General features: G+C 44.5%; 23 protein-coding genes. 2 read left to right on the forward strand and 21 right to left on the reverse strand.

The features are described 5' to 3' along the window. Position 1: 1 nt before the first annotated feature. The 5 genes from JMN17_RS05980 to JMN17_RS06000 all read right to left on the reverse strand — a co-directional run bounded on the left by JMN17_RS05980 (position 2) and on the right by JMN17_RS06000 (position 2,818). On the reverse strand, positions 2-388 hold the full coding sequence (locus JMN17_RS05980) for a YlqD family protein (RefSeq protein ID WP_202327684.1): 387 nt from the start codon (positions 386-388) through the stop codon (positions 2-4). Between the two features lie 120 nt (positions 389-508). Beyond that, the gene (locus JMN17_RS05985) at positions 509-754 is read right to left on the reverse strand and encodes a KH domain-containing protein (RefSeq protein WP_087992075.1); all 246 of its coding nucleotides are present in this window, start codon (positions 752-754) and stop codon (positions 509-511) included. Next, positions 754-1,026 carry a 30S ribosomal protein S16 gene (gene rpsP / locus JMN17_RS05990; RefSeq protein WP_010788590.1) on the reverse strand — a complete coding sequence of 91 codons (273 nt, stop codon included), beginning with the start codon at positions 1,024-1,026 and terminating at the stop codon, positions 754-756. Before rpsP ends, JMN17_RS05985 begins: the two co-directional genes overlap by 1 nt. A gap of 105 nt (positions 1,027-1,131) precedes the next feature. Further along, complete coding sequence (gene ffh / locus JMN17_RS05995) at positions 1,132-2,472, reverse strand: signal recognition particle protein (protein ID WP_087992076.1); 1,341 nt, start codon at positions 2,470-2,472, stop codon at positions 1,132-1,134. A gap of 13 nt (positions 2,473-2,485) precedes the next feature. Continuing rightward, positions 2,486-2,818: a putative DNA-binding protein gene (locus tag JMN17_RS06000; protein WP_202327685.1), complete on the reverse strand. Its 333-nt coding sequence runs from the start codon at positions 2,816-2,818 to the stop codon at positions 2,486-2,488. A gap of 178 nt (positions 2,819-2,996) precedes the next feature. Here JMN17_RS06000 and JMN17_RS06005 point away from each other — a divergent pair, with 178 nt between their 5' ends. Next, the gene (locus JMN17_RS06005) at positions 2,997-3,482 is read left to right on the forward strand and encodes an Ig-like domain-containing protein (RefSeq protein ID WP_148961842.1); all 486 of its coding nucleotides are present in this window, start codon (positions 2,997-2,999) and stop codon (positions 3,480-3,482) included. A gap of 33 nt (positions 3,483-3,515) precedes the next feature. Here the strand turns inward: JMN17_RS06005 and ftsY are convergent, their stop codons facing one another. From ftsY to JMN17_RS06070, 13 genes are all read right to left on the reverse strand, one after another. Next, complete coding sequence (ftsY, locus tag JMN17_RS06010; RefSeq protein WP_202327686.1) at positions 3,516-4,505, reverse strand: signal recognition particle-docking protein FtsY; 990 nt, start codon at positions 4,503-4,505, stop codon at positions 3,516-3,518. A 19-nt stretch (positions 4,506-4,524) separates the two neighbouring features. Beyond that, a complete protein-coding gene (gene smc, locus JMN17_RS06015) occupies positions 4,525-8,085 on the reverse strand; it encodes a chromosome segregation protein SMC (RefSeq protein ID WP_087992080.1) in 3,561 nt (1,186 codons plus the stop codon). 101 nt (positions 8,086-8,186) lie between these two features. After that, on the reverse strand, positions 8,187-8,936 hold the full coding sequence (rncS, locus tag JMN17_RS06020) for a ribonuclease III (protein WP_014113767.1): 750 nt from the start codon (positions 8,934-8,936) through the stop codon (positions 8,187-8,189). 139 nt (positions 8,937-9,075) lie between these two features. Then, the gene (gene acpP / locus JMN17_RS06025; RefSeq protein WP_003154310.1) at positions 9,076-9,309 is read right to left on the reverse strand and encodes an acyl carrier protein; all 234 of its coding nucleotides are present in this window, start codon (positions 9,307-9,309) and stop codon (positions 9,076-9,078) included. An 84-nt stretch (positions 9,310-9,393) separates the two neighbouring features. Continuing rightward, complete coding sequence (gene fabG / locus JMN17_RS06030; RefSeq protein WP_087992081.1) at positions 9,394-10,134, reverse strand: 3-oxoacyl-[acyl-carrier-protein] reductase; 741 nt, start codon at positions 10,132-10,134, stop codon at positions 9,394-9,396. Further along, positions 10,127-11,080 (reverse strand): ACP S-malonyltransferase, encoded by a 954-nt coding sequence (gene fabD, locus JMN17_RS06035; protein WP_202327687.1) that lies wholly within the window; start codon positions 11,078-11,080, stop codon positions 10,127-10,129. The genes fabG and fabD overlap by 8 nt, the downstream gene beginning before the upstream one ends. A gap of 18 nt (positions 11,081-11,098) precedes the next feature. Then, a complete protein-coding gene (gene plsX / locus JMN17_RS06040) occupies positions 11,099-12,100 on the reverse strand; it encodes a phosphate acyltransferase PlsX (protein WP_087992083.1) in 1,002 nt (333 codons plus the stop codon). A gap of 13 nt (positions 12,101-12,113) precedes the next feature. Beyond that, positions 12,114-12,680, reverse strand: a complete 567-nt coding sequence (fapR, locus tag JMN17_RS06045; RefSeq protein ID WP_087992084.1) for a transcription factor FapR — start codon at positions 12,678-12,680, stop codon at positions 12,114-12,116. Between the two features lie 108 nt (positions 12,681-12,788). Further along, the gene (gene recG / locus JMN17_RS06050; protein ID WP_087992085.1) at positions 12,789-14,837 is read right to left on the reverse strand and encodes an ATP-dependent DNA helicase RecG; all 2,049 of its coding nucleotides are present in this window, start codon (positions 14,835-14,837) and stop codon (positions 12,789-12,791) included. Then, positions 14,815-15,717: an L-serine ammonia-lyase, iron-sulfur-dependent, subunit alpha gene (gene sdaAA / locus JMN17_RS06055; RefSeq protein ID WP_202327688.1), complete on the reverse strand. Its 903-nt coding sequence runs from the start codon at positions 15,715-15,717 to the stop codon at positions 14,815-14,817. Before sdaAA ends, recG begins: the two co-directional genes overlap by 23 nt. A gap of 23 nt (positions 15,718-15,740) precedes the next feature. Continuing rightward, positions 15,741-16,403: an L-serine ammonia-lyase, iron-sulfur-dependent subunit beta gene (gene sdaAB / locus JMN17_RS06060; protein WP_087992087.1), complete on the reverse strand. Its 663-nt coding sequence runs from the start codon at positions 16,401-16,403 to the stop codon at positions 15,741-15,743. 138 nt (positions 16,404-16,541) lie between these two features. After that, positions 16,542-18,203 (reverse strand): DAK2 domain-containing protein, encoded by a 1,662-nt coding sequence (locus JMN17_RS06065; protein ID WP_087992088.1) that lies wholly within the window; start codon positions 18,201-18,203, stop codon positions 16,542-16,544. Between the two features lie 15 nt (positions 18,204-18,218). Continuing rightward, the gene (locus tag JMN17_RS06070) at positions 18,219-18,581 is read right to left on the reverse strand and encodes an Asp23/Gls24 family envelope stress response protein (protein ID WP_087992089.1); all 363 of its coding nucleotides are present in this window, start codon (positions 18,579-18,581) and stop codon (positions 18,219-18,221) included. Between the two features lie 279 nt (positions 18,582-18,860). On the opposite strand from JMN17_RS06070, the gene rpmB reads away from it, so the two are divergent. After that, positions 18,861-19,049 (forward strand): 50S ribosomal protein L28, encoded by a 189-nt coding sequence (rpmB, locus tag JMN17_RS06075; protein ID WP_003221548.1) that lies wholly within the window; start codon positions 18,861-18,863, stop codon positions 19,047-19,049. 72 nt (positions 19,050-19,121) lie between these two features. Here the strand turns inward: rpmB and spoVM are convergent, their stop codons facing one another. The 3 genes from spoVM to rpe all read right to left on the reverse strand — a co-directional run bounded on the left by spoVM (position 19,122) and on the right by rpe (position 20,645). Next, complete coding sequence (spoVM, locus tag JMN17_RS06080; protein WP_003221545.1) at positions 19,122-19,202, reverse strand: stage V sporulation protein SpoVM; 81 nt, start codon at positions 19,200-19,202, stop codon at positions 19,122-19,124. Positions 19,203-19,272: 70 nt separating this feature from the next. Beyond that, complete coding sequence (locus tag JMN17_RS06085) at positions 19,273-19,923, reverse strand: thiamine diphosphokinase (RefSeq protein WP_087992090.1); 651 nt, start codon at positions 19,921-19,923, stop codon at positions 19,273-19,275. A gap of 68 nt (positions 19,924-19,991) precedes the next feature. After that, entirely contained in the window at positions 19,992-20,645 is a 654-nt protein-coding gene (rpe, locus tag JMN17_RS06090; RefSeq protein ID WP_202327689.1) for a ribulose-phosphate 3-epimerase, read from the reverse strand. Positions 20,646-20,649 lie beyond the last annotated feature (4 nt).

Genomic DNA, 20,649 nt, shown 5'->3' on the forward strand with positions numbered 1-20,649 from the left:
ATCACCTCTGGCGAATTTCAATTACTTGTCCGTCTTTTATGACGATGGTGTTTGCCGCTGTTTTCTCATGCCAGTTATCCCCGGCTTCAATTGTCAGCAGCGCATCGACTTCCTTTTCTTTCATCTCACTGCCAAGCGGCAATGTATGTACTTGAGCAATTTGAAAATCGATTATTTTTATGTTATCTTTTCGCTTTTCTATTGCCTTTTTAAATTGTTCAATCATATCTGGATTTTGCTGTTCTTTCTCATGTTTTCTAAGCTGAAAATAGAGCTGGCTGCATTCTCGTTCAAGCATTTGTTTCTTTTCGGCAAAAGAAGCTAAAAGCTTTTCCTTGCTGCGCTCGGTTAAGACTTGCATAACGGCTACACGGTGAATAATTTGCATCGCACCAAGCTCCCCGCTTTTAAAACTTTTTGTCGCTCAGGTTTTCAATTTCACCTAAGCTTCTATCAGTTTACCCTTTTTTTGCGTGTAAAAAAAGGGGAGGTGCCGGCCCTCTCCCTTTTAGTCAAATATCTCAAATTGAACTTTCTTAGAAGACTGTGCGCCAGCTGCAAATACAGCTGTTCGAATCGCTTTTGCAGTCCGGCCTTGCTTTCCGATAACTTTACCGGTATCTGACTTATGGACAGATAAGCGCAGCGCAATCTTTTGATCGGTTTCTTCTCTTGTGATGCGAATGTCATCTGGATGATCAACAAGCGGCGTCACAATTTTGACAATCAAATCTTCCAAGTGTTGATCAGTCATTACTTGCCTTGTTTAGCGTTGTGGAATTTTTCCATGATTCCTTGGTTAGAGAACAAGTTACGAACTGTGTCAGAAGGTTTAGCTCCAGTTTGAAGCCATTTAAGAGCAAGCTCTTCATCAATTTTCACTTCTGCTGGTTTTACAACCGGGTTGTAAGTTCCGACTGTTTCGATGAAACGGCCGTCACGTGGTGAACGAGAATCTGCTACAACAATACGATAGAAAGGAGATCTTTTTGATCCCATACGTTTTAAACGAATTTTTACTGCCATTTTACTAGCACCTCCGAAAATATTTCAACAAGATAGTATATTAACAATGATAAAAGTGTTTGTAAAGTGTTTTTTCTTAACAACGGTTTTATCATGTATAACCGATTACATAAAAGGTAGCTTAAACCCTTTTTTCTTGCCTTTTGACATGTTTGTCATCTGCTTCATCATTTTTTTCATTTCGTCAAACTGCTTAAGCAGACGGTTGACTTCCTGCACGGATGTCCCGCTTCCTTTCGCAATCCGCTTCCGCCGGCTGGCATTGATGATATCCGGCTGTTCTTTTTCACGAACAGTCATTGATTTAATGATTGCTTCCACATGATTCAGCTGTTTTTCATCAACTTGGATGTTTTTCAGGCCTTTCATTTTACCTGCACCCGGCATCATTTGCAGAAGCTCATCAAGCGGCCCCATGTTTCTGACCTGCCCGAGCTGCTCCAGAAAATCGTCCAATGTGAAGCTCATTGTTCTCATTTTTTGTTCCAGCTCTTTGGCTTTATCTTCATCGACGCTGGCCTGTGCTTTTTCAATCAATGTCAGCACGTCGCCCATGCCGAGAATCCTTGATGCCATGCGTTCAGGATGGAACGATTCTAACGCATCAAGCTTTTCGCCTAAACCGGCGAACTTAATCGGCGTGTTTGTGACCGCGCGAATAGAAAGCGCAGCACCTCCGCGTGTGTCTCCATCAAGCTTAGTCAGCACAACACCGGTTAAACCGAGCTGTTCATTAAAGCTTTGGGCTACATTTACAGCGTCCTGACCGGTCATTGAATCGACAACCAGGAAGATTTCTTCCGGATTCGCGATTTCCTTCACACTGGTCAGTTCATCCATCAATTCATGGTCAATATGCAAGCGGCCTGCCGTATCCAAAATGACATAGTCATAATGTTCTTCCTTGGCTTTTTCAATAGCCTGTTTAGCTATTTCTACAGGACTGACCTGATCACCAAGTGAGAAAACAGGCATGTCAAGCTGTTTGCCAAGTGTTTCCAGCTGCTTAATGGCGGCTGGGCGGTAAATATCGGCAGCAACCAGCATCGGTTTGCGATTATGCTTTTTGCGCAGCAGATTCGCAAGCTTACCGCTTGTTGTCGTTTTACCGGCACCCTGGAGACCGACCATCATAATAACAGTCGGCGGCCTTTTCGCGGTGGCGATTTTGCTCTCTTCGCCGCCCATCAGCTCAGTCAGTTCCTCTTTAACAACTTTAATGACCTGCTGGCCGGGCGTCAGACTTTTCATGACGTCTTGGCCTACAGCGCGTTCACTTACTTTCTTGACAAAATCCTTGACTACTTTAAAGTTAACGTCAGCCTCAAGCAGCGCAAGACGAACCTCACGCATCATATCTTTTACATCTTGTTCACTGACTTTCCCTTTTCCGCGGATTTTGGAAATCGTCTGCTGCAGTCGGTCGGCTAATCCTTCAAATGCCATAGTTTGCCGCCTCCTAATCTAATTTCTCAAGCGCTTCAATCAGAGCTGTAATTTCTTCCTCTTCTTTTGAACCGGAAGCAAGCTCCTTCAGCTTATTAAACATCTCTTTACGCTCCTGAAACTTTTTCAAAAGGAGCAGCTTTTCTTCATATTGTTCAAGCATCGCTTCTGTTCGTTTGATGTTATCATAAACAGCTTGTCTTGAAACCTCATATTCTTCGGCTATTTCGCCTAGGGAGAAATCGTCCAAATAATAAAGCGACATATAGCTCTTCTGTTTTGACGTCAACAACGACTGATAAAAATCAAACAGATAATTCATTCTCGTTGTCTTTTCGATTGACATTTGAGCTCTCCCCTTTGTTAAGTCAAATCCCTTTACGATAACTTAGTTTACACGGTTTTATGGAGACTGTCAAGTTTTTATCTTGTCATAGCAATGATTATTTTTTCCAAAATACACTAAATATCACCCAATTTATTCCGATATTGTATATGAACCCTATTTAAAAGGAGGATTTTTCATGAAAAAAATCGGTTTATTGTTTATGCTGTGCTTGGCAGCTGTGTTTACAATCATTGTCCCAGCACAACAAGCAGACGCTGCTGAGGCGCCTTATAAGGCTACAATCACAAATATCAGCACAGATGGAGGGGTTTACGGTAAAATCAATTACGGTCAAGGTCAATTTTGGCGAGTGAAGTACAATATCACCATAAGCGGCAAATTGCTCGACCAAAACGGACAGCCGGTGCCAAACGCTCCAGTAAGATTTGAAGCAGATACGAAAGTCGGAAATACAACAAAAACAGCTTCAGGAACAACCGATGAAAACGGAACGTTTGAGGTTCCAATGTATTTGGGACCAGCTGCTGGGTACTATACGTATTACACATCTGTTTCCGTTCATTACTATGACATCATCCCTTTTAGAGCTTATTCAGGAGATTCGAGACTGGTATCCACTGATAACAGCCTTTATCATTTCGCCTATCAAGTAAGAAGATAATAAAAGAAAAAGGCCTTTTTAGGGGCCTTTTTCTTAATCCTCGGCTTTCTCAACTAAATCTGAAAACAGGCCGTATACATACGATTCAGCGTTAAATCCCTGGAGATCATCAATTTTTTCACCTAACCCGACTAGTTTAACCGGGATGTGAAGCTCGTTGCGGATCGCAAGGACAATACCGCCTTTTGCCGTACCGTCAAGCTTCGTTAAAGCAATGCCTGTAACGTTTGTTGCTTTAGAAAACTCTTTCGCCTGCGCCATCGCGTTTTGTCCGGTTGTGGCATCAAGAGCAAGCAGCACCTCATGCGGCGCTTCAGGCACTTCTCTTTCGATGACGCGCTTCACTTTTTCAAGCTCTTTCATCAGGTTTACTTTGTTTTGGAGACGCCCTGCTGTATCACAGATTAATATATCAGCGTTTCTTGCTTTCGCAGCATGGACAGCATCATAGATAACAGCCGCAGGATCGCTTCCGGCCGTCTGCTTAATGACAGGCACTCCCGTACGCTCTCCCCATACTTCCAGCTGTTCAATGGCGCCCGCTCTAAATGTGTCTCCGGCAGCAAGTACGACAGATTTCCCTTCTTGCTTCAATTTATGGGCAAGCTTTCCGATTGTTGTCGTTTTGCCGACTCCGTTTACACCTACCAGAAGGATGACATTTAAACGCCCATCCTGAATGTTCAACTCAGAAATTTGCTCATCTCCGCTGTTATAAATCTCGACCAGTTTCTCAGAAATAACAGACTGGACTTCCATCGGATCTTGAATATTTCTGCGTTTCACTTCTGTTTTCAGCTCATCTATTAATTCCATAACGGTTGTAAAGCCGACATCCGCGCTGATAAGAACCTCTTCAAGTTCTTCAAAGAAATCCTCATCCACTTTACGGTAACGGGATACAAGATCATTCACTTTGGTTTGAAAGGAGTTTCTTGTTTTTTCAAGGCCATCCTTAAACTTTTCAGATACGGAATCTGTCTGTTTTGTGATTTTCTCTTTTAATTTTTTAAAAAAGCTCATCTTTTACCCTCTTTCCTCGTTACTGTACGAATTCTTTTGTTTCTTCCAGCTTAACTGAAATTACCTTTGAAACACCGGATTCCTGCATGGTTACGCCGTATAGCACATCCGCTTCCTCCATCGTCCCTTTTCTGTGGGTAATCACGATAAACTGGGTATCGCTGCTGTATTTTTTTAAATACTGCGCAAATCGGAAGACATTCGCTTCGTCAAGCGCAGCCTCTACTTCGTCAAGGACGCAAAACGGCACAGGACGAACCTTTAAGATTGAGAATAAGAGCGCTATAGCAGTAAGCGCACGCTCTCCGCCTGACAGAAGGTTTAAGTTTTGCAATTTTTTCCCCGGCGGCTGTGCGATAATCTCGACTCCTGAGTGAAGCAGATCGTTCGGATCGGTGAGCCTTAGTTCAGCTCGTCCTCCTCCGAATAAGGAACGGAAGACTTGATCAAAATGTGAGCGGATTTGGACGAATGTGTCGTTAAAGCGTTTCGTCATTTCTTCATCCATTTCTTCAATCACTTGGAACAAGGTATTTTTCGCTTCTGTCAAATCTTCTTTTTGTTCTGACAGAAACTTATACCGTTCGTTGACCCTCTCAAACTCATCTATGCTTCCGAGGTTTACAGCACCCAGCTCTTCGATTGCGAGTTTAATCAGCTTCACGCGCTTTCTGGCTTCCTCTGGATCTGCTTCAAGCTGATATGTCTCTTTTGCCCCCTCAAAGGACAAGCTGTATTCCTCCCGCAAGTACTGAAGCAAATTATCAAGCTCAACTTCCATCCGGCCCAGTTTGACCTCTTCATCTTTTAAGAGCGTTGTTTTTTGTTTATACAGCCGTTTCATTTCTTTCAGCTCACGCTCATACGTATCAAGCCCATGCTGAAGCTTGATACGCTGGTCGCGTCTTAACGCAATCAGTTCGATCGTTTTCGTTTTGTCATTCAATTTATGTTTTGCAGCTTCTTCAAGCTTTTCTTCGCCGCTGGAGCTTGATGACATCTCTGACGTTAAGAAGCTCAAGTCTTCTTTCGCTTCTTTTAATGCAAACTCTGTTTCTGCGAGCTCTTTCTTTAGTCTGTCAAGGTTGTCCTCTTCACCCTGGCATGCCTGCTCTTTTTTGGCCGCTGTGATCTTCAGCTCGGTAAGCTCATTGGAGAGAGACTCTTTCGTTGTTGATTGCGTTTGTTTTTGTTTTGTCAGTCTGTCCATGTCCTCTTCAAGCTGCTTCATCTTTTCGGATACGGCAGAAAGCTCTTCTTCCAGCTTGCGTTTGCGCGTTTTCTTCTCTTCATCGCTTTCTAACAGAGCGGATTTTTCTTGATCATAGAGCTCTAAATGGGTGTTGATATTTTTTTCGGCAACTTGAAGTTCGTACAGCTGGCCTTTTACATCCTGCTGCTTTAATCTCAAGCTTTCCCCTGTTTCTCTTAAATCAGCCAGTTTATTCTCTATATCCTGAAGGGATTGCTTAAGTGTTTTGACTTCTTGTTCAAGCAGTGCTGTTTTCTCTTCCATTTCAATGAGCCGTTTGCTCACATCTTCAAGCTCACGGCTTCTTCCAAGCAGCGAGTTATTTTTCTTTTTAACCGCTCCGCCCGTCATTGAACCACCCGGATTCACGACATCTCCCTCAAGGGTTACGATGCGGTACCGGTGGCCGAGAAGCTTCGCAAGCTCATTTGCCCCCTTTAAATCCTCTGTGATCAGCACGGTTCCAAGAAGATTCTGGATGATGCGCCGATACGCAGGATCAAATGTGACAAGTTCACTGGCAACCCCGAGAAATGACGAATGCTGCGCTGCTGTTTCCGCGTCCCGGCTTTGAAGCTGGCGGTCTCTGATGACAGAAAGAGGCAGAAACGTCGCCCGGCCGAAGGAATTCTGTTTTAAATATTGAATCGCTTTGCGGGCAGACTGTTCATCGTCGGTCACGACATGCTGGGCAGAAGCGCCGAGCGCAATTTCAATGGCCGTTTCATACTTTCGGTCTGTTGACATCAGCTCAAGGACCGCTCCGCGAATCCCGCCAAGGCGCTCCTTCACTTTCAGCACTTCTTTAACACCTTGATAAAAGCCGGAGAAATCACCCTGCATCGTCTCAAGCATGTCCTTTTTCGATCTCGCTTGCTGAACGTATTGGTATGCCTGATACAAAGCGGATTCATTTTTTTCGTATTGGCGCTTTTTCTGCTCATATTTTGTCTGCATGTCACGATATGCGCCGACTTGGCTGTGCATCTCCTGCTCAATTCGGGCAAACTCCGTTTCACATGCGGCTTTTCGCGCAGAAATATCGCGCCGTTCCTGAAGATGCTTTTCATTGTTGTCTGCAAGCCTCTGTAATGTGACAGCGGATTGGGACATCTGGTCATCCAGCAGCTGGAGCTCGTTGCGTATCGAAGCCTGGCTGTTTAACAGCTCAAAGTAATCGCTTTTCAGCTGCTCGATCTTCTCTTCGACATTTTCATTGTGAAGACTGAGAGCCTGTTGCTTTTCTTTTACCTGAGCTCTTAACTGTTTCACCTCTGCCTGAAGCGTTTCGAAGACAGCTTCCTGCTTCGCAAGCTCTTCTTTCAGCACCGTTTCTTTTTGCTGAAACTGAACGATGGCTTCTTCCAGCTGTTCTTGGTTTTGCACAGCGTTTTTCTTGCGTTCTTTCAGGACTTCTTTACGGCCTTCAAGCTTTTCCAGCTCTTCACTCGTCACCAATAAGACCTGCTGGAGCTCATCTACTGATTCATCCAACGCTTGAATTTTGTCTCTCGCATCTTCAATTTTCGCTTCTTTCGCAGAAATTGCAGACGATTCAGCGAGCTCTTCTTCCTTTGCGAGCTGCACTTTCTCTTTAAGCGTTGACCATTTGCCATGCAGCTCTTCGATATCATAGGCAGTCAGCGCAATTTCAACATGCTCCAGCTCTTTCTTTTTCTCCAGATAGTCTTTCGCGATTGAAGCTTGAATTTTAAGGGGTTCAACCTGTCCTTCAAGCTCATGTAATATATCTTCTACCCGGTTTAAATTGTCCTGTGTCTCAAACAGTTTATTTTCTGCTTTTTTCTTTCTCGTTTTATATTTAAGCACCCCGGCGGCTTCTTCAAAGATACTGCGGCGATCCTCCGCTTTGCTGCTCAGGATCTCTTCCACTTTCCCTTGGCTGATAATAGAAAATGCTTCTTTACCTAGACCAGAGTCCATAAATAAATCAATAATATCTTTTAAGCGGCACTGCTGATTGTTAATCAGAAACTCACTCTCGCCTGATCTGTATACACGTCTTGTAACACTGACCTCATGGAAGTCAATCGGCAAGAAATGATCATCATTATCAAGAGTAAGTGTAACTTCAGCTAGGTTTAATCGCTTTCTCGAATCACTGCCGGCAAAAATGATATCTTCCATTTTTCCGCCGCGAAGAGACCGTGCCGATTGCTCTCCAAGAACCCAGCGAATGGCATCTGTAATATTGCTTTTTCCGCTCCCGTTTGGACCGACAACCGCTGTAACGCCTTTTACAAAATCTACGGAAATCCGTTCTGCAAACGATTTAAATCCTATAACGTCTAAGCGTTTGAGGAACATAGCGATCCTCCTTATGTAATAAGTATTTCAATTCTATCATAAAACATGGATGAAATAAGACGGCATACATACTGAAATCCCCCTGAATGATAAGGGGGATTTTATTGTCTCGTATGGTGTTTTTGCAATTTAGCTAAAGCTTCCTGAGCAGCGTGCTGTTCGGCTTCTTTCTTTGAACGGCCGTTTCCGACTCCGAGTGGTTCACCTTTTAGAGATACGATGGCTTCAAATTCACGGTTGTGCGCAGGCCCTTTTTCGTTGGAGATTTTATACTCCAGAGAGCCTTTGCCGTCCCGCTGCACGTATTCCTGCAGCTGGCTTTTGAAATCCATCACATGAGAAAAAGCACCATCGTTAATTTTAGGGAACACATAGACTTTTAAGAAACTTTCGACCGGCTCTAATCCCTGATCAAGATACAAGGCTCCGATAAATGCCTCAAAAACATCCGCCAATAGAGCGGGACGCTTTCTTCCGCCTGTCATTTCCTCACCTTTACCCAATAGGACAAGGTCGCCGAATGACAGTTCGTGAGCCAATGAAACGAGAGACGGTTCGCATACAATCGCGGCTCTCAATTTCGTCAAATCTCCTTCACTCATAGCCGGGTACTTGGCAAATAAGAATCTGGAGATGGTCAGTTCCAAAACAGCGTCACCTAAAAATTCAAGCCTTTCATTATCTTCATACGGCTTTTTCCGATGCTCATTCACATAAGATGAATGTGTAAATGCTTGATACAAAAGCTTTTCATTTTGAAAGTGAACCGAAATCCGTTCTTGAAACTCTTTAAATTGTTCTACTTTTTTATAGAACTTTTTTTTATCTTTATAATGTGAGTGTTTTGACATAGTAACCTCCATAGGCACATCAGGTTCACCGCGCTTCTCTGACTAAACCGGATACAGCGCGCGTAAAAGCGGCATGCTGTAATAACTGCACGAATAAAGGGCTAAAGCCCCGCGTTTCGGCGGGACTTTTAGCATCAGCTTATTGCTGGTTTTGTATGTAGTTCACAGCGTCGCCGACTGTTGCAATCTTTTCAGCATCTTCGTCAGAAATTTCCATATCAAACTCGTCTTCAAGTTCCATAACAAGCTCAACTACATCTAGGGAATCAGCACCTAAGTCTTCCTTGAAAGAAGCTTCAAGTTTGACGTCTGCTTCATCAACGCCAAGGCGATCTACGATGATTTTCGTTACACGCTCTAATGTATCTGCCATAGCAATTCACCTCCCCTCAAGTATTATAGTGGATTCGTTTTTAAAAAACTAGAGAAACTATGATGAAATTTTCGAGAAAAAAACTTACATCACCATTCCGCCGTCAATATGAAGCGTTTGGCCTGTCATATAACGAGCTCCCTCAGAAGCAAGGAACGTGACAACGCTGCTGACGTCGCCAGGTTCGCCAAATCGCGCGAGCGGAATTTGTTTCAGCATTTCGTCTTGAACATCTTTTGTTAGCTTATCTGTCATATCAGTTGAGATAAATCCAGGCGCAATCGCATTTACCGTAATATTGCGGCTTGCGAGCTCTTTGGCAGAAGATTTTGTTAAACCGATCACGCCGGCTTTTGCGGCCACGTAGTTTGCTTGTCCAGGATTTCCACTGACACCTACGATAGACGACACGTTAATAATACGGCCTGAACGCTGTTTCATCATTTGTCTTGTAACAGCTTTCGTGCAGTTGAAAACACCCTTTAAGTTAATGTTAATGACGTCATCCCATTCATCTTCTTTCATTCTCATGATGAGATTGTCTCTTGTAATTCCGGCGTTATTAACTAAAATGTCAATCGCAGAAAAAACAGACAGCGTTTCTTTTATCATGTTTTGTACATCTTCGGGATTTGATACATCCGCTTTGACAGCAATTGCTTTTCTGCCCAATGATTTGATTTCATCGACTACTTCATTAGCTTTCGCTTCATTGCCGGAGTAGTTCACGACAACGTTTGCGCCGCTTTTTGCCAAGTCAAGGGCGATTGAGCGGCCGATTCCGCGGGATGCGCCAGTGACAATAGCTGTTTTGTCATTAAGCATTTTCATTCTCCTCCTTAAGCGTTTGAATTGCCAGCTCGATCGTTTCCGGATCTGATACAGCAATTGTTTTTAAGCGTCTGTTTACTTTTTTCACAAGGCCTGAAAGCACTTTTCCGGGGCCGATTTCAATAAAAGTCGTAACACCCTCTGCAATCAGCTTGTTAATGCTTTCCTCAAAACGAACCGGAGAGTAGAGCTGCTCAATGAGCTTCTCTTTGATTTCTGCTTTATCAGTCATGACATTAGCAGAAACGTTTGAGATGACCGGAACGTCAGCGTCATTTATGTCACAGGAGTCCAATACTTCTTTCAGCTTTTCAGCTGCTGGCTTCATTAGTTCAGAATGGAACGGGCCGCTTACTTCAAGCGGAATCGCACGTTTTGCACCGTTCTCTTTTGCCCGTTCAGATGCAAGCTCTACCCCTTTAGCTGTTCCGGAAATGACGATTTGTCCGGGGCAGTTGAGATTCGCAAGCTGGACAAGGCGACCTTCCTCCGTCACTTTATCGGTTACTTGCTTTAATGTTTCAGCATCCATGCCGAGAATCGCAGCCATGGCTCCTTCGCCAGCCGGCACTGCTTCATTCATAAACTCTCCGCGTTTTCTGACGGTATAAACAGCATCTTTGAAAGACAGTGCGCCAGACGCAACCAGTGCGGAATATTCACCAAGGCTGTGTCCTGCTGTAAAATCAGGTGTAATGCCTGATTCTTTAAATTTTTCAAGAACAGCAATGCTTGTCGTCAGCAAAGCAGGCTGTGCATTATATGTAAGTGTTAATTCTTCAGTATCACCTTCAAAAATCAGCGAACTGAGTTTTGTTTCCAATGTTTCATCCGCTTCATCAAAGAGACGCTTTGCAGCAGGGACCTGCTCATAAAGCTCTTTCCCCATGCCGATAAATTGTGATCCCTGACCCGGGAATAAAAATGCAATCTTACTCATGATGTAAAAACCTCCAGACTACTCATCTGTTTTTTCTTCTTTTACTTCTTCCTGAATGAGCGCAGCCACATTTTGGCTGACCATCTCTCTTGCTTGACGAATCGCGTGAAATACAGCATTAGAATCTGAAGAGCCGTGCGCCTTGATCACAGGGGCTTTTAAGCCAAATAGACTTGCTCCGCCATAATTCGAATACTCCATTTTCATTTTCATGTCTTTCATCTTCGGCTTCAGCACAGCTGCCGCGAGCTTTGATGTTAAATTAGACGTCATGACTTCCTTCATCATTTTAAAAATAGACAACGCAGAACCTTCCAGCGTTTTGAGTGTAACATTCCCGGTAAAGCCGTCTGTTACTACAACATCCGCCACATCATCTAAAAGGTCTCGCGCTTCCACGTTTCCGATAAAATGTATATTAGCTGTTTCTTTTAATAATTGAAACGTCTGCTTCGTCAGTTCGTTTCCTTTTTTATCTTCTGTTCCGACATTTAAAAGCCCGACTCTCGGTGAAGTGACACCGCGTACTTGCTGAGAATAAACAGAACCCATGATGGCATATTGGGCGAGGTGCTCCGGCTTGGCATCGACATTGGCGCCGACATCAAGGAGAAGAAATCCATCTCCTGAAATGGTCGGAAGCGTCGGGGCAAGCGCCGGACGGTCAATCCCTTTAATTCTGCCGACAATAAACAGACCGGCTGTCATTAACGCGCCGGTATTTCCTGCTGATATGCAGGCGTCAGCTCTGTTTTCCGCAACTTCCTGCGCCATAAGGACCATAGATGAGTTCTTTTTTCTTCGCACAGCGCGGACCGGTTCATCCGTAGGCTCAATCACTTCATCTGCGTGCAGCACCGTGATGCGATCTGGTGTTGTTGTTAAATGTGATTCTATCGTTGTTTTGTCACCGACAAGTGTGATATGGAGATCATCAAATGCCTCTATACCCTTTAAAACTCCGTCAATAACAGCTTTGGGAGCGTGGTCTCCTCCCATTGCATCTACAGCTATTCTCATGCATGCTCCACCTTTATAATTGTTTTGAACGGTACATGTCAAAATGTCCAGAAAAAACAATTTCTTCGCCAACATAGCTGTTCACTTCGACAACTGTTCTTCCTTTTTCTTTTTCGACCGCCGTCACTTTCGCTTTCGCTACAACACGTTCTCCCTGCTTTACCTGTCTTGTAAAGCGGATGTCTGCGCTTGCAGTCAGTGCCAGCTCGTCATCAATAACGGCCACAGCCAAAGAATTCGCCTGTGCAAACAAATGGTGTCCTCTCGCAATTTGATTCCGGCTGAACACATGCTCCTGTTTGATTTCTAAAATGGATATCGCCTGATCATCCAGCTCAAGGTCAATAATTTCTCCGATAACTTCGTCCAGTGACAGGGATTTCACTTCATCTTCAAGCGTTTTCTCTGCAACGTTCTTAATTCTTTCTCTCAGCTCCGGTATCGATAGCTCTAAGCGGTCCAAACGAATTGTCTGGATGCTCACCCCGAATTTACCCGCTAATTCTTCATCTGTAATAAAGGGGGTTGCTTGTATCGTCTGCTGAAGTAATTCCTGGCGTTCTCTCTTATTTCTTCTCATGTCTAAACACCATCCGGACAATTAAGACTAGGTACTAATAGTAGTATATAATTTCATAGATTGGAATGCAACGATTGTTTCTTGCTGAACACCGAAAACTTCTGGTAACTAGCTTAATTTTTCCCCGTCCATTGCTCCGCTCGTCAGTAATCGCTCTCTCAGCACACCGTATTCCGGCTCGTTCCAGAACGCGTCAGAAGCCACAAGATTCGCAGCATCCTGCCTTGCCGTTTCAAGCGCTCTGTAATCATGAACCATGTCCGCCACCTTGAATTCAGGCATTCCGCTTTGTTTTTTACCGAAGAAATCTCCCGGGCCTCTCAGTTCCAGGTCCTTTTCAGACAACTCGAAGCCGTCATTGGTCTCGGACATAATTCTCATCCGCTCTTTCCCTGTTTCTGATTTAGGATCGGCCATCAGAATGCAAAACGATTGATGCTCTCCCCGTCCGACACGGCCGCGCAGCTGGTGAAGCTGTGACAGTCCGAAACGGTCGGCGTCATAAATCACCATAATGGTTGCATTTGGAACATTCACGCCAACCTCAACAACAGTGGTTGATACGAGGATTTGACAGTGATTCGCACTAAACTCTCTCATGACCTGATCTTTTTCATCGGAATGCAGCTTTCCGTGCATCAGGCCGACATTCCATTTCCCTTGGAAAATGTCAGAAAGCATATTGTACACATCAATAGCGTTTTGCACATCAAGTTTGTCTGATTCTTCAATCAGCGGGCAGATGATATAAGCCTGTCTGCCCTGTTTTAATTCTTTTTCGACGAATGCCAAAATACGATCCAGCATGTCATGTTTTACCCAATAGGTTTCGATCTGTTTTCGTCCCGCCGGCATTTCATCAATGACAGATACATCCATTTCACCGAACACTGTGATGGCTAACGTTCTTGGGATTGGAGTGGCTGTCATAAAAAGAACATCGGGATCCTGCCCTTTGTTCCGAAGTTTTTTACGTTGCTCAACTCCAAATCGGTGCTGTTCATCTGTAATGACGAGACTCAACGCCTTAAACTCCACCTCATCCTGAATTAAAGCGTGGGTTCCTACAAGAATATCAATCTCTCCCGCGGCAAGACGCTCAAGCAGTTCTCTTCGCCGCTTCCCTTTGACAGAGCTTGTCAAAAGGGCGACGCTGACATTCCACTTTTCAAATAGTGAAACGAGCGAATCAGCATGCTGCTCGGCCAGAATTTCTGTCGGCACCATGAGCGCCCCCTGGTATCCGGACAGGATCGCAGCATACAACCCAATGGCCGCGACTGCCGTTTTTCCTGATCCGACGTCTCCTTGAAGAAGACGGTTCATTCTGTATGGAGAAGACATGTCTGCTGTTATTTCGCGAAGCACGCGCGACTGGGCGTTAGTGAGAGGAAACGGAAGGCTATTGATAAATCTCATGAGTTCTTCGTTTGAAAAACGCTGCCGTATCCCTTGAGTCTGCTCTCTTTCCGCCTTTCGGAACGCCTGCATTTTCAACTGAAACAACAAAAATTCCTCATAAACAAACCGGCGTCTTGCAAGCGTTAACGCTTCTCTTGTTTCAGGCTGATGCATCATTTTTAACGCCTGCTGATAGTCCGGCAGCTTATAGCGTGTTTTTAGCTTTTCCGGAAGAGGATCCGGAAGCGAGTCTGCATACTGGGTCAGCGCCTGCTGAATAAAGCGTCTCATCATTTTGACGGTAACATTTTCTTTCACAGAATACACTGGTTCAATGCTTTTATCCTCTTGGTGCGGCCCGTTTTTCAACTCCTGAACAGAGATGGTTTGGCGGTGCTTGTCCCATTTACCGGAAATCGTCACGACAGAGCCCAGCGAAAGCTTTTTCTTCAAATAAGGCCGGTTAAAACATACGGCAGTGATTAAATAGCGGCCGACAAGAAGCCTGAATGTCAGCCTGTTTCGTTTTTTTCCGTAATAGGTAAGAGAAGGCTCTGAATGAACCTTCCCTTCGACTGTGACTCTCTCGTCATGCTTCACTTCTTCTAAATCCCTCAGCTCGTAGTCATCATAGCGATAAGGGAAATAATTCAGAAGATCAGAAGTGTCATAAATACCGAGTTCATGTAATGTTTTTTCTGTTTCCGGCCCAATGCCCTTAATGTTAGCTATACTAGTTTGCTGATGTTGTTTCACGTGAACCTAGCGCTCCTCCGAAAATTTTTTTCTCTAATTCTCTGCCAGTCGGTGTTGCTGCTAAACCGCCCTGACCTGTTTCTCTAAGCGCAGTGGGCATCGTTTGGCCAATTTTATACATGGCATCAATAACCTCATCACATGGAATGCGGCTTGTAATGCCCGCCAATGCCATATCAGCAGCAATCATCGCATTTGACGCGCCCATCGCATTCCGTTTCACACACGGCACTTCAACAAGCCCCGCTACAGGATCGCACACGAGCCCGAGCATATTTTTTAATGTAATGGCCATGGCCTCCGCGCTTTGTTCGGGTGTTCCTCCTGCCATTTCAACAATAGCCGCAGCCGCCATGCCTGAGGCTGATCCAACTTCTGCCTGACACCCTCCTGCGGCGCCGGAAATACTTGCGTTATTGGCCACGACAAATCCGAAAGCGCCGGACGTAAACAAAAAGCGGATCATTTGTTCTCTTGTTGGGTTCAGCTTTTCTTTTACAGCAAATAATGTGCCTGGCACCACACCAGCAGAACCAGCAGTCGGTGTCGCACAGATGGTACCCATGGCTGCATTTACTTCATTTGTTGCAACAGCTTTCGATACAGCATCTAAAATCAGCGGGCCAGACAGGCTTTTGCCTGACCGAATGTAGGCCTGCAATTTAACGGCATCCCCGCCTGTTAAGCCTGTTTGGCTCGTAACTCCCTCGAGTCCTTTCTGAACCGCTGCTTCCATAACAGACAGGTTGTGATCCATCTGCTGAAAAATCTCTTCTTTTGTTTTTTCTGTTACTTCCATCTCTTGAGCGATCATCACATCAGAGATGGATATTTGCTTTTCTTTTGTAATCTCTAATAATTCCTTTACATTACGAAACATAACTGGCTCCTCCTGACCTTTCGCTAGTCAGCAATCTTTGTCACTTGAATAATATTCGGCAGCTTCGACAGTTCGTCGAGAACATGCTCATCGATATTTTGATCAACCTCTATTGTCATCAGCGCAAGCTGGCCGATATCCTTTCGGGCTACTTCCATATGGCCTACGTTGATTGAAAATTTCGCCAGGACATTGGCAACACCGGCAATCGTGCCAAACTTGTCATTATGAACAACTAATATGGCCGGGTGATTTCCTGACAGCCGTAGTTCAAAACCGTTTAATTCTGTGATTTCAATCTTTCCTCCGCCAATCGAAATACCCGTCAGCTCAAGCTCTCCCTTTTCATCAGATATGGTGATTTTGGCTGTATTCGGATGGACGGGGACAGCGTCTTCAACCCGAAACTCTATATCAATTCCTTTATCTTCTGCAATTTGTATAGCGGTTTTAATTCGTTCGTCGAATGTGTCAAAATCCAGCAATCCGCCGATAATCGCGACATCTGTGCCGTGGCCTTTATACGTTTCCGCAAAAGAGCCGTAAAAGGATACGATGATGCGCTCAGGCTCTCTGCCAAATAAACTTCTGGCCACTCTCCCGATTCTCGCCGCTCCCGCCGTATGCGAGCTGGACGGACCAATCATAACGGGTCCGATAATATCAAAAACGCTTCTGTATTTCATGCTATTCCTCCTTATGAACCAGAGCTTATAAGCGCTTTGCTTCTAGACTAATTGATCATATATAAAATGGCAAGCGGGCGCGTCACAGCGCTGCCGCACTTAAAAGCAGACATAAGAATAGAAGGGCGAATCGCCCTTCTATTCTGCAGAAACTATATACGAATACAGCGGCTGTTTTCCGTTGTGGATCTCAACTTCAATCTCCTCGTACTTTTCACTTAGGAACGCTTCAAGCTCCTCAGCTTCTTCCTGAGACGCATCCTCACCATATAGGATGGTGACAATTTCGTCGTCTTCTCCGATCATTTCTGACAGCAGCATTTTCGCGGCTGACAGCTGATCTTCAGCAGTGCCGATAATCGTGCCATTCAGAATTCCCATAAAGTCGCCTTTTTTAATGTCTTTGCCGTCAATATGGGTATCTCTGACTGAGTACGTCACCTGCCCGCTTTTTACTTGCTGAATGGCGCTGAGCATATTGGCTTCGTTCGCTTCAGCTTCTTGATCCGGATTAAATGCCAGCAGGGCTGACATCCCTTGCGGAACCGTTTTGGCAGGAATGACAAAAACCTGTTCACCCATTACACTAGCCGCTTGATTAGCCGCCATGATGATGTTGGAGTTATTCGGTAAGATAAACACTGTTTCCGCATTTACAGATTTCACGGCATCGACAATATCCTCAGTGCTCGGGTTCATGGTCTGCCCGCCTTCAATCACAACAGAAGCGCCGATGCTTTTGAATAAATCGGAAATACCTTCTCCCATCGCCACAGTCACAATGCCATACGGCTGTTTTGCCGGCGGTTTTTCGTTGTCAGCAGGTTTGCTTTCCTGGCTGATGAGGGAGGTATGCTGCTCTCTCATATTTTCTATTTTAATTTTGATCAATTCACCGTAATGCTGGGCATAATTTAATACGTTTCCCGGTTCTTCCGCATGAATATGAACCTTCGCCAGCGATTCATCCGCAATGACTAACAGAGAATCACCGAACTGGCTGAGATCTTGTCTGAACGTGCCTTCGTCGAATTCTCGTTTTGCCTGATCGAGTCTAACCATCACTTCCGTACAAAAACCAAATTCAATATCTTCGGTATTCATCACGCTTTGCGCGCTCTTATGATGCTCTGCGCTGACCATGTCGTCAAGTGACGGAAGAACAGCTTTTTGAGGCACAGCCTCACCTTTTAATGAAGCAAGGAAACCTTCATACACACAAAGCAGGCCTTTGCCGCCGCTGTCGACGACTCCTACTTCCTTCAGGACAGGAAGCAATTCAGGGGTCCGGTTTAAAGACGCTTCTGCTTCTTCAGTCACTGCAGTCATCAGCGCTGTGATATCGGTTTCTTTTTCTGCCAGAGCCATCACTTTTTTCGCAGCGTCTTTTGCAACTGTTAAAATGGTGCCCTCTACAGGTTTCATGACAGCTTTATAAGCCATGTCAACACCCGCTTGCAGCGCAGCGGCAAACTCTTGTGCATTTATTTCTTTTTTTGATTCAATGCTTTTACTGAATCCACGGAACAATTGGGACAGGATCACTCCTGAATTTCCGCGTGCTCCCATGAGCAGTCCTTTAGATAACGCAGAGCCTACCTTACCGATATCATCCGTATCCATTTGCTCCACTTCTCTTGCTCCGGAAGTCATTGACAGGTTCATGTTTGTTCCCGTATCGCCGTCCGGCACCGGAAACACGTTCAGCGCATCAACTGCACTCGCGTTTTGAGACAGATTCTGCGCTCCCGCGAGAATCATCCCGGCAAAAGTTCTGCCGTCTAATGTTCTAATAGACAATCCTACTCCTCCTAACTACGGGTTCGTCACTCGGACGCCTTGGACATAAATATTAACAGAGTCCACTGCCAGTCCGATGGTTTGATTTACTGTGTACTTTACTTTTGTTTGGATATTATGTGCCACTTCAGAAATTTTCGTGCCATAGCTGACAATGATATACATATCAATATGTATCTGTTCTCCTTCTTGGCGAACTTGGACACCTCTGCTGAAATTCTCTTTCCGAAGGATTTCAGTCAGTCCGTCTTTAATCTGATTTTTAGAGGCCATACCGACAATGCCGTAACAGTCAATCGCCGCGCCACCTGCAACCATCGCAATGACTTCATTAGATATATCAATCTGCCCGTACTTCGTTCTTAATTCAATGGACACACTAGTTCCTCCTTCGAATGCATAGAGTTACAGCTATTCTACTATATGGTTTCCATTATGAAAAGAAAAGACCCGGCTGTCGCTGCCTGTCCCTCTACATATACTATAGCACCGCTGTTTCCGCAAGATGTCAAGTGAATTTTCTTGAAAGATGTTGAAACAATAGTTGCAAACGTTTTTTAGCTGTGGTAAATTATTTAAAGTATCCATATCGAAAGCATCTAAGATTATATGAAATGTTAAAAAGTAGATGTTTTGTGCAAGTGAGGAGGGAAACAAATGGCACGTAAATGCGTTATCACAGGTAAAAAAACAACAGCTGGGAATAACCGTTCTCACGCAATGAACGCTTCTAAGCGCACTTGGGGCGCGAATCTTCAAAAGGTTCGTATCCTTGTGAACGGAAAACCTAAAAAAGTATATGTATCTGCTCGAGCTTTAAAATCAGGTAAAGTTGAGCGTGTATAACAAAATGAACGCCTGCCCCGATATGTGGCAGGCGTTTTTATGTGGTGAAAGAGGGCTTTGAACCCCTGGGCTTTAATCTTTTCTGAATGAGCCCAGCATCGCCCGGACAATTCCTCCTAAAAACTTCGGCAATTTAATGGTGTAAAATTTCATTTTTTGTCCCCTCCTATAACGTACCGTAACCGCCTGTTCATTGATTTTAGCAAATGAATGAAAGCACATGCTAATCCGTGCTTCTTATCATTATTAATATGCCTTTTGCAAACGAAAAAGTACCTCGTGAATGAATGAGTTCGTTACTAATACATAGTGTTGAACCGAGCGTAATATGACATTTATTTAGCGGATATTTAAAACCGTTCAGTGTCAGCTCATGTATTTCTTCGGAAAACGGTATGAAGGAGATATATCGCTTGTTTTCATCCTTCTCCATATCATATTCACCAGGAGGGAACATTTGAATATGATTTTGTTTGTCTATCAGCCTAATTTTTATATTCGTTTTTACACCTCTGTACAGAAGCTGAATATTTCCTAAAAAATGATCAGCTCTGCCGCCTGTAATGCCGAAAATCTGAATCATATCAGGCTGCTTTTCCAGCGCCCAATCAAGGGCGAGGTCCAAATCTGTCTGATCTTTTTCTGATTGATACACATGGAGTGCGGGAGCCGCTTTTTCAATTCGGCGGCGTTCTTGCTCTGTTATGCTGTCAAAATCTCCAAAAGCTTCATCAGGAATGATACCGGCATCCAAAAGATTGACGGTGCCTTTGTCAACACCGATCCAAAGTACGTCCTCAGCCGTAGCCGTATAGCCAGTTAGATCGGGAATGAGATCTTTAGGGCCTCCCGCAACGATATTGATTGTCTTCATCTTTGATTCCTTTCTCTGATACAGGAAAAAGAGCTTAGGCGTTGTATGCCCAGCTCTTTTTTTGCTTTTTATTTACTTCCTCTGATTTCAGAAATCGCTTTTTTACGGTCAGGCTGGCCGTAAACAGCTGAACCGGCAACGAGTAAATTTGCGCCCGCTTCAATAACTAGCGGAGCGGTTTCTTTGTTGACGCCGCCGTCTACTTCAATCAACAGATCTTTTTTTCCTCTTTCATCCGCCATTCGCTTAACTTCTTTTATTTTAGAAAGGACGGAATGAATAAATTTCTGCCCGCCAAATCCCGGGTTCACCGTCATTAAAAGAACAAGATCGAGGTCGTCGAAAACATGCTCGATGACCTGTACAGGTGTATGCGGGTTCAGAACAACACCGGCCTTTGTGCCTTGCTCTTTAATAAGCTGGATGGTACGGTGCAGATGCGGACATGCCTCAACATGTACAGACAGGATATCTGCGCCCGCTTTAGCGAAAGCAGGGATGTAACGATCCGGCTCCTCTATCATTAAATGAACATCAAGCGGCAAATCTGTTACCGGCCGTACAGCTTCTACAATCAGCGGACCTATCGTGATATTGGGGACAAAATGCCCGTCCATGACATCAATGTGAATACAATCGGCTCCGCCCTTTTCTACATCTTTAATCTCATTGCCTAAAGCGGCAAAATCAGCGGAAAGAATAGATGGTGCAACCTTTATCATTATG

This window comes from Bacillus sp. RHFS10, from assembly GCF_016757475.1.
GTDB classification, from domain to species: Bacteria; Bacillota; Bacilli; order Bacillales; family Bacillaceae; genus Bacillus; species Bacillus subtilis_G.

Coding starts and splice junctions, on each gene's coding strand:
- rpe (WP_202327689.1), bottom strand. CDS start 20,645: ATGATAAAGGTTGCACCATCTATTCTTTCCGCTGATTTTGCCGCTTTA.
- rpmB (WP_003221548.1), top strand. CDS start 18,861: ATGGCACGTAAATGCGTTATCACAGGTAAAAAAACAACAGCTGGGAAT.
- JMN17_RS05980 (WP_202327684.1), bottom strand. CDS start 388: ATGCAAATTATTCACCGTGTAGCCGTTATGCAAGTCTTAACCGAGCGC.
- sdaAB (WP_087992087.1), bottom strand. CDS start 16,403: ATGAAATACAGAAGCGTTTTTGATATTATCGGACCCGTTATGATTGGT.
- plsX (WP_087992083.1), bottom strand. CDS start 12,100: ATGAGAATAGCTGTAGATGCAATGGGAGGAGACCACGCTCCCAAAGCT.
- acpP (WP_003154310.1), bottom strand. CDS start 9,309: ATGGCAGATACATTAGAGCGTGTAACGAAAATCATCGTAGATCGCCTT.
- rncS (WP_014113767.1), bottom strand. CDS start 8,936: ATGTCAAAACACTCACATTATAAAGATAAAAAAAAGTTCTATAAAAAA.
- sdaAA (WP_202327688.1), bottom strand. CDS start 15,717: ATGTTTCGTAATGTAAAGGAATTATTAGAGATTACAAAAGAAAAGCAA.
- JMN17_RS06005 (WP_148961842.1), top strand. CDS start 2,997: ATGAAAAAAATCGGTTTATTGTTTATGCTGTGCTTGGCAGCTGTGTTT.
- JMN17_RS05985 (WP_087992075.1), bottom strand. CDS start 754: ATGACTGATCAACACTTGGAAGATTTGATTGTCAAAATTGTGACGCCG.
- ftsY (WP_202327686.1), bottom strand. CDS start 4,505: ATGAGCTTTTTTAAAAAATTAAAAGAGAAAATCACAAAACAGACAGAT.
- JMN17_RS06000 (WP_202327685.1), bottom strand. CDS start 2,818: ATGTCAATCGAAAAGACAACGAGAATGAATTATCTGTTTGATTTTTAT.
- smc (WP_087992080.1), bottom strand. CDS start 8,085: ATGTTCCTCAAACGCTTAGACGTTATAGGATTTAAATCGTTTGCAGAA.
- fabD (WP_202327687.1), bottom strand. CDS start 11,080: ATGAGTAAGATTGCATTTTTATTCCCGGGTCAGGGATCACAATTTATC.
- spoVM (WP_003221545.1), bottom strand. CDS start 19,202: ATGAAATTTTACACCATTAAATTGCCGAAGTTTTTAGGAGGAATTGTC.
- ffh (WP_087992076.1), bottom strand. CDS start 2,472: ATGGCATTTGAAGGATTAGCCGACCGACTGCAGCAGACGATTTCCAAA.
- JMN17_RS06085 (WP_087992090.1), bottom strand. CDS start 19,923: ATGAAGACAATCAATATCGTTGCGGGAGGCCCTAAAGATCTCATTCCC.
- rpsP (WP_010788590.1), bottom strand. CDS start 1,026: ATGGCAGTAAAAATTCGTTTAAAACGTATGGGATCAAAAAGATCTCCT.
- fapR (WP_087992084.1), bottom strand. CDS start 12,680: ATGAGAAGAAATAAGAGAGAACGCCAGGAATTACTTCAGCAGACGATA.
- fabG (WP_087992081.1), bottom strand. CDS start 10,134: ATGCTTAATGACAAAACAGCTATTGTCACTGGCGCATCCCGCGGAATC.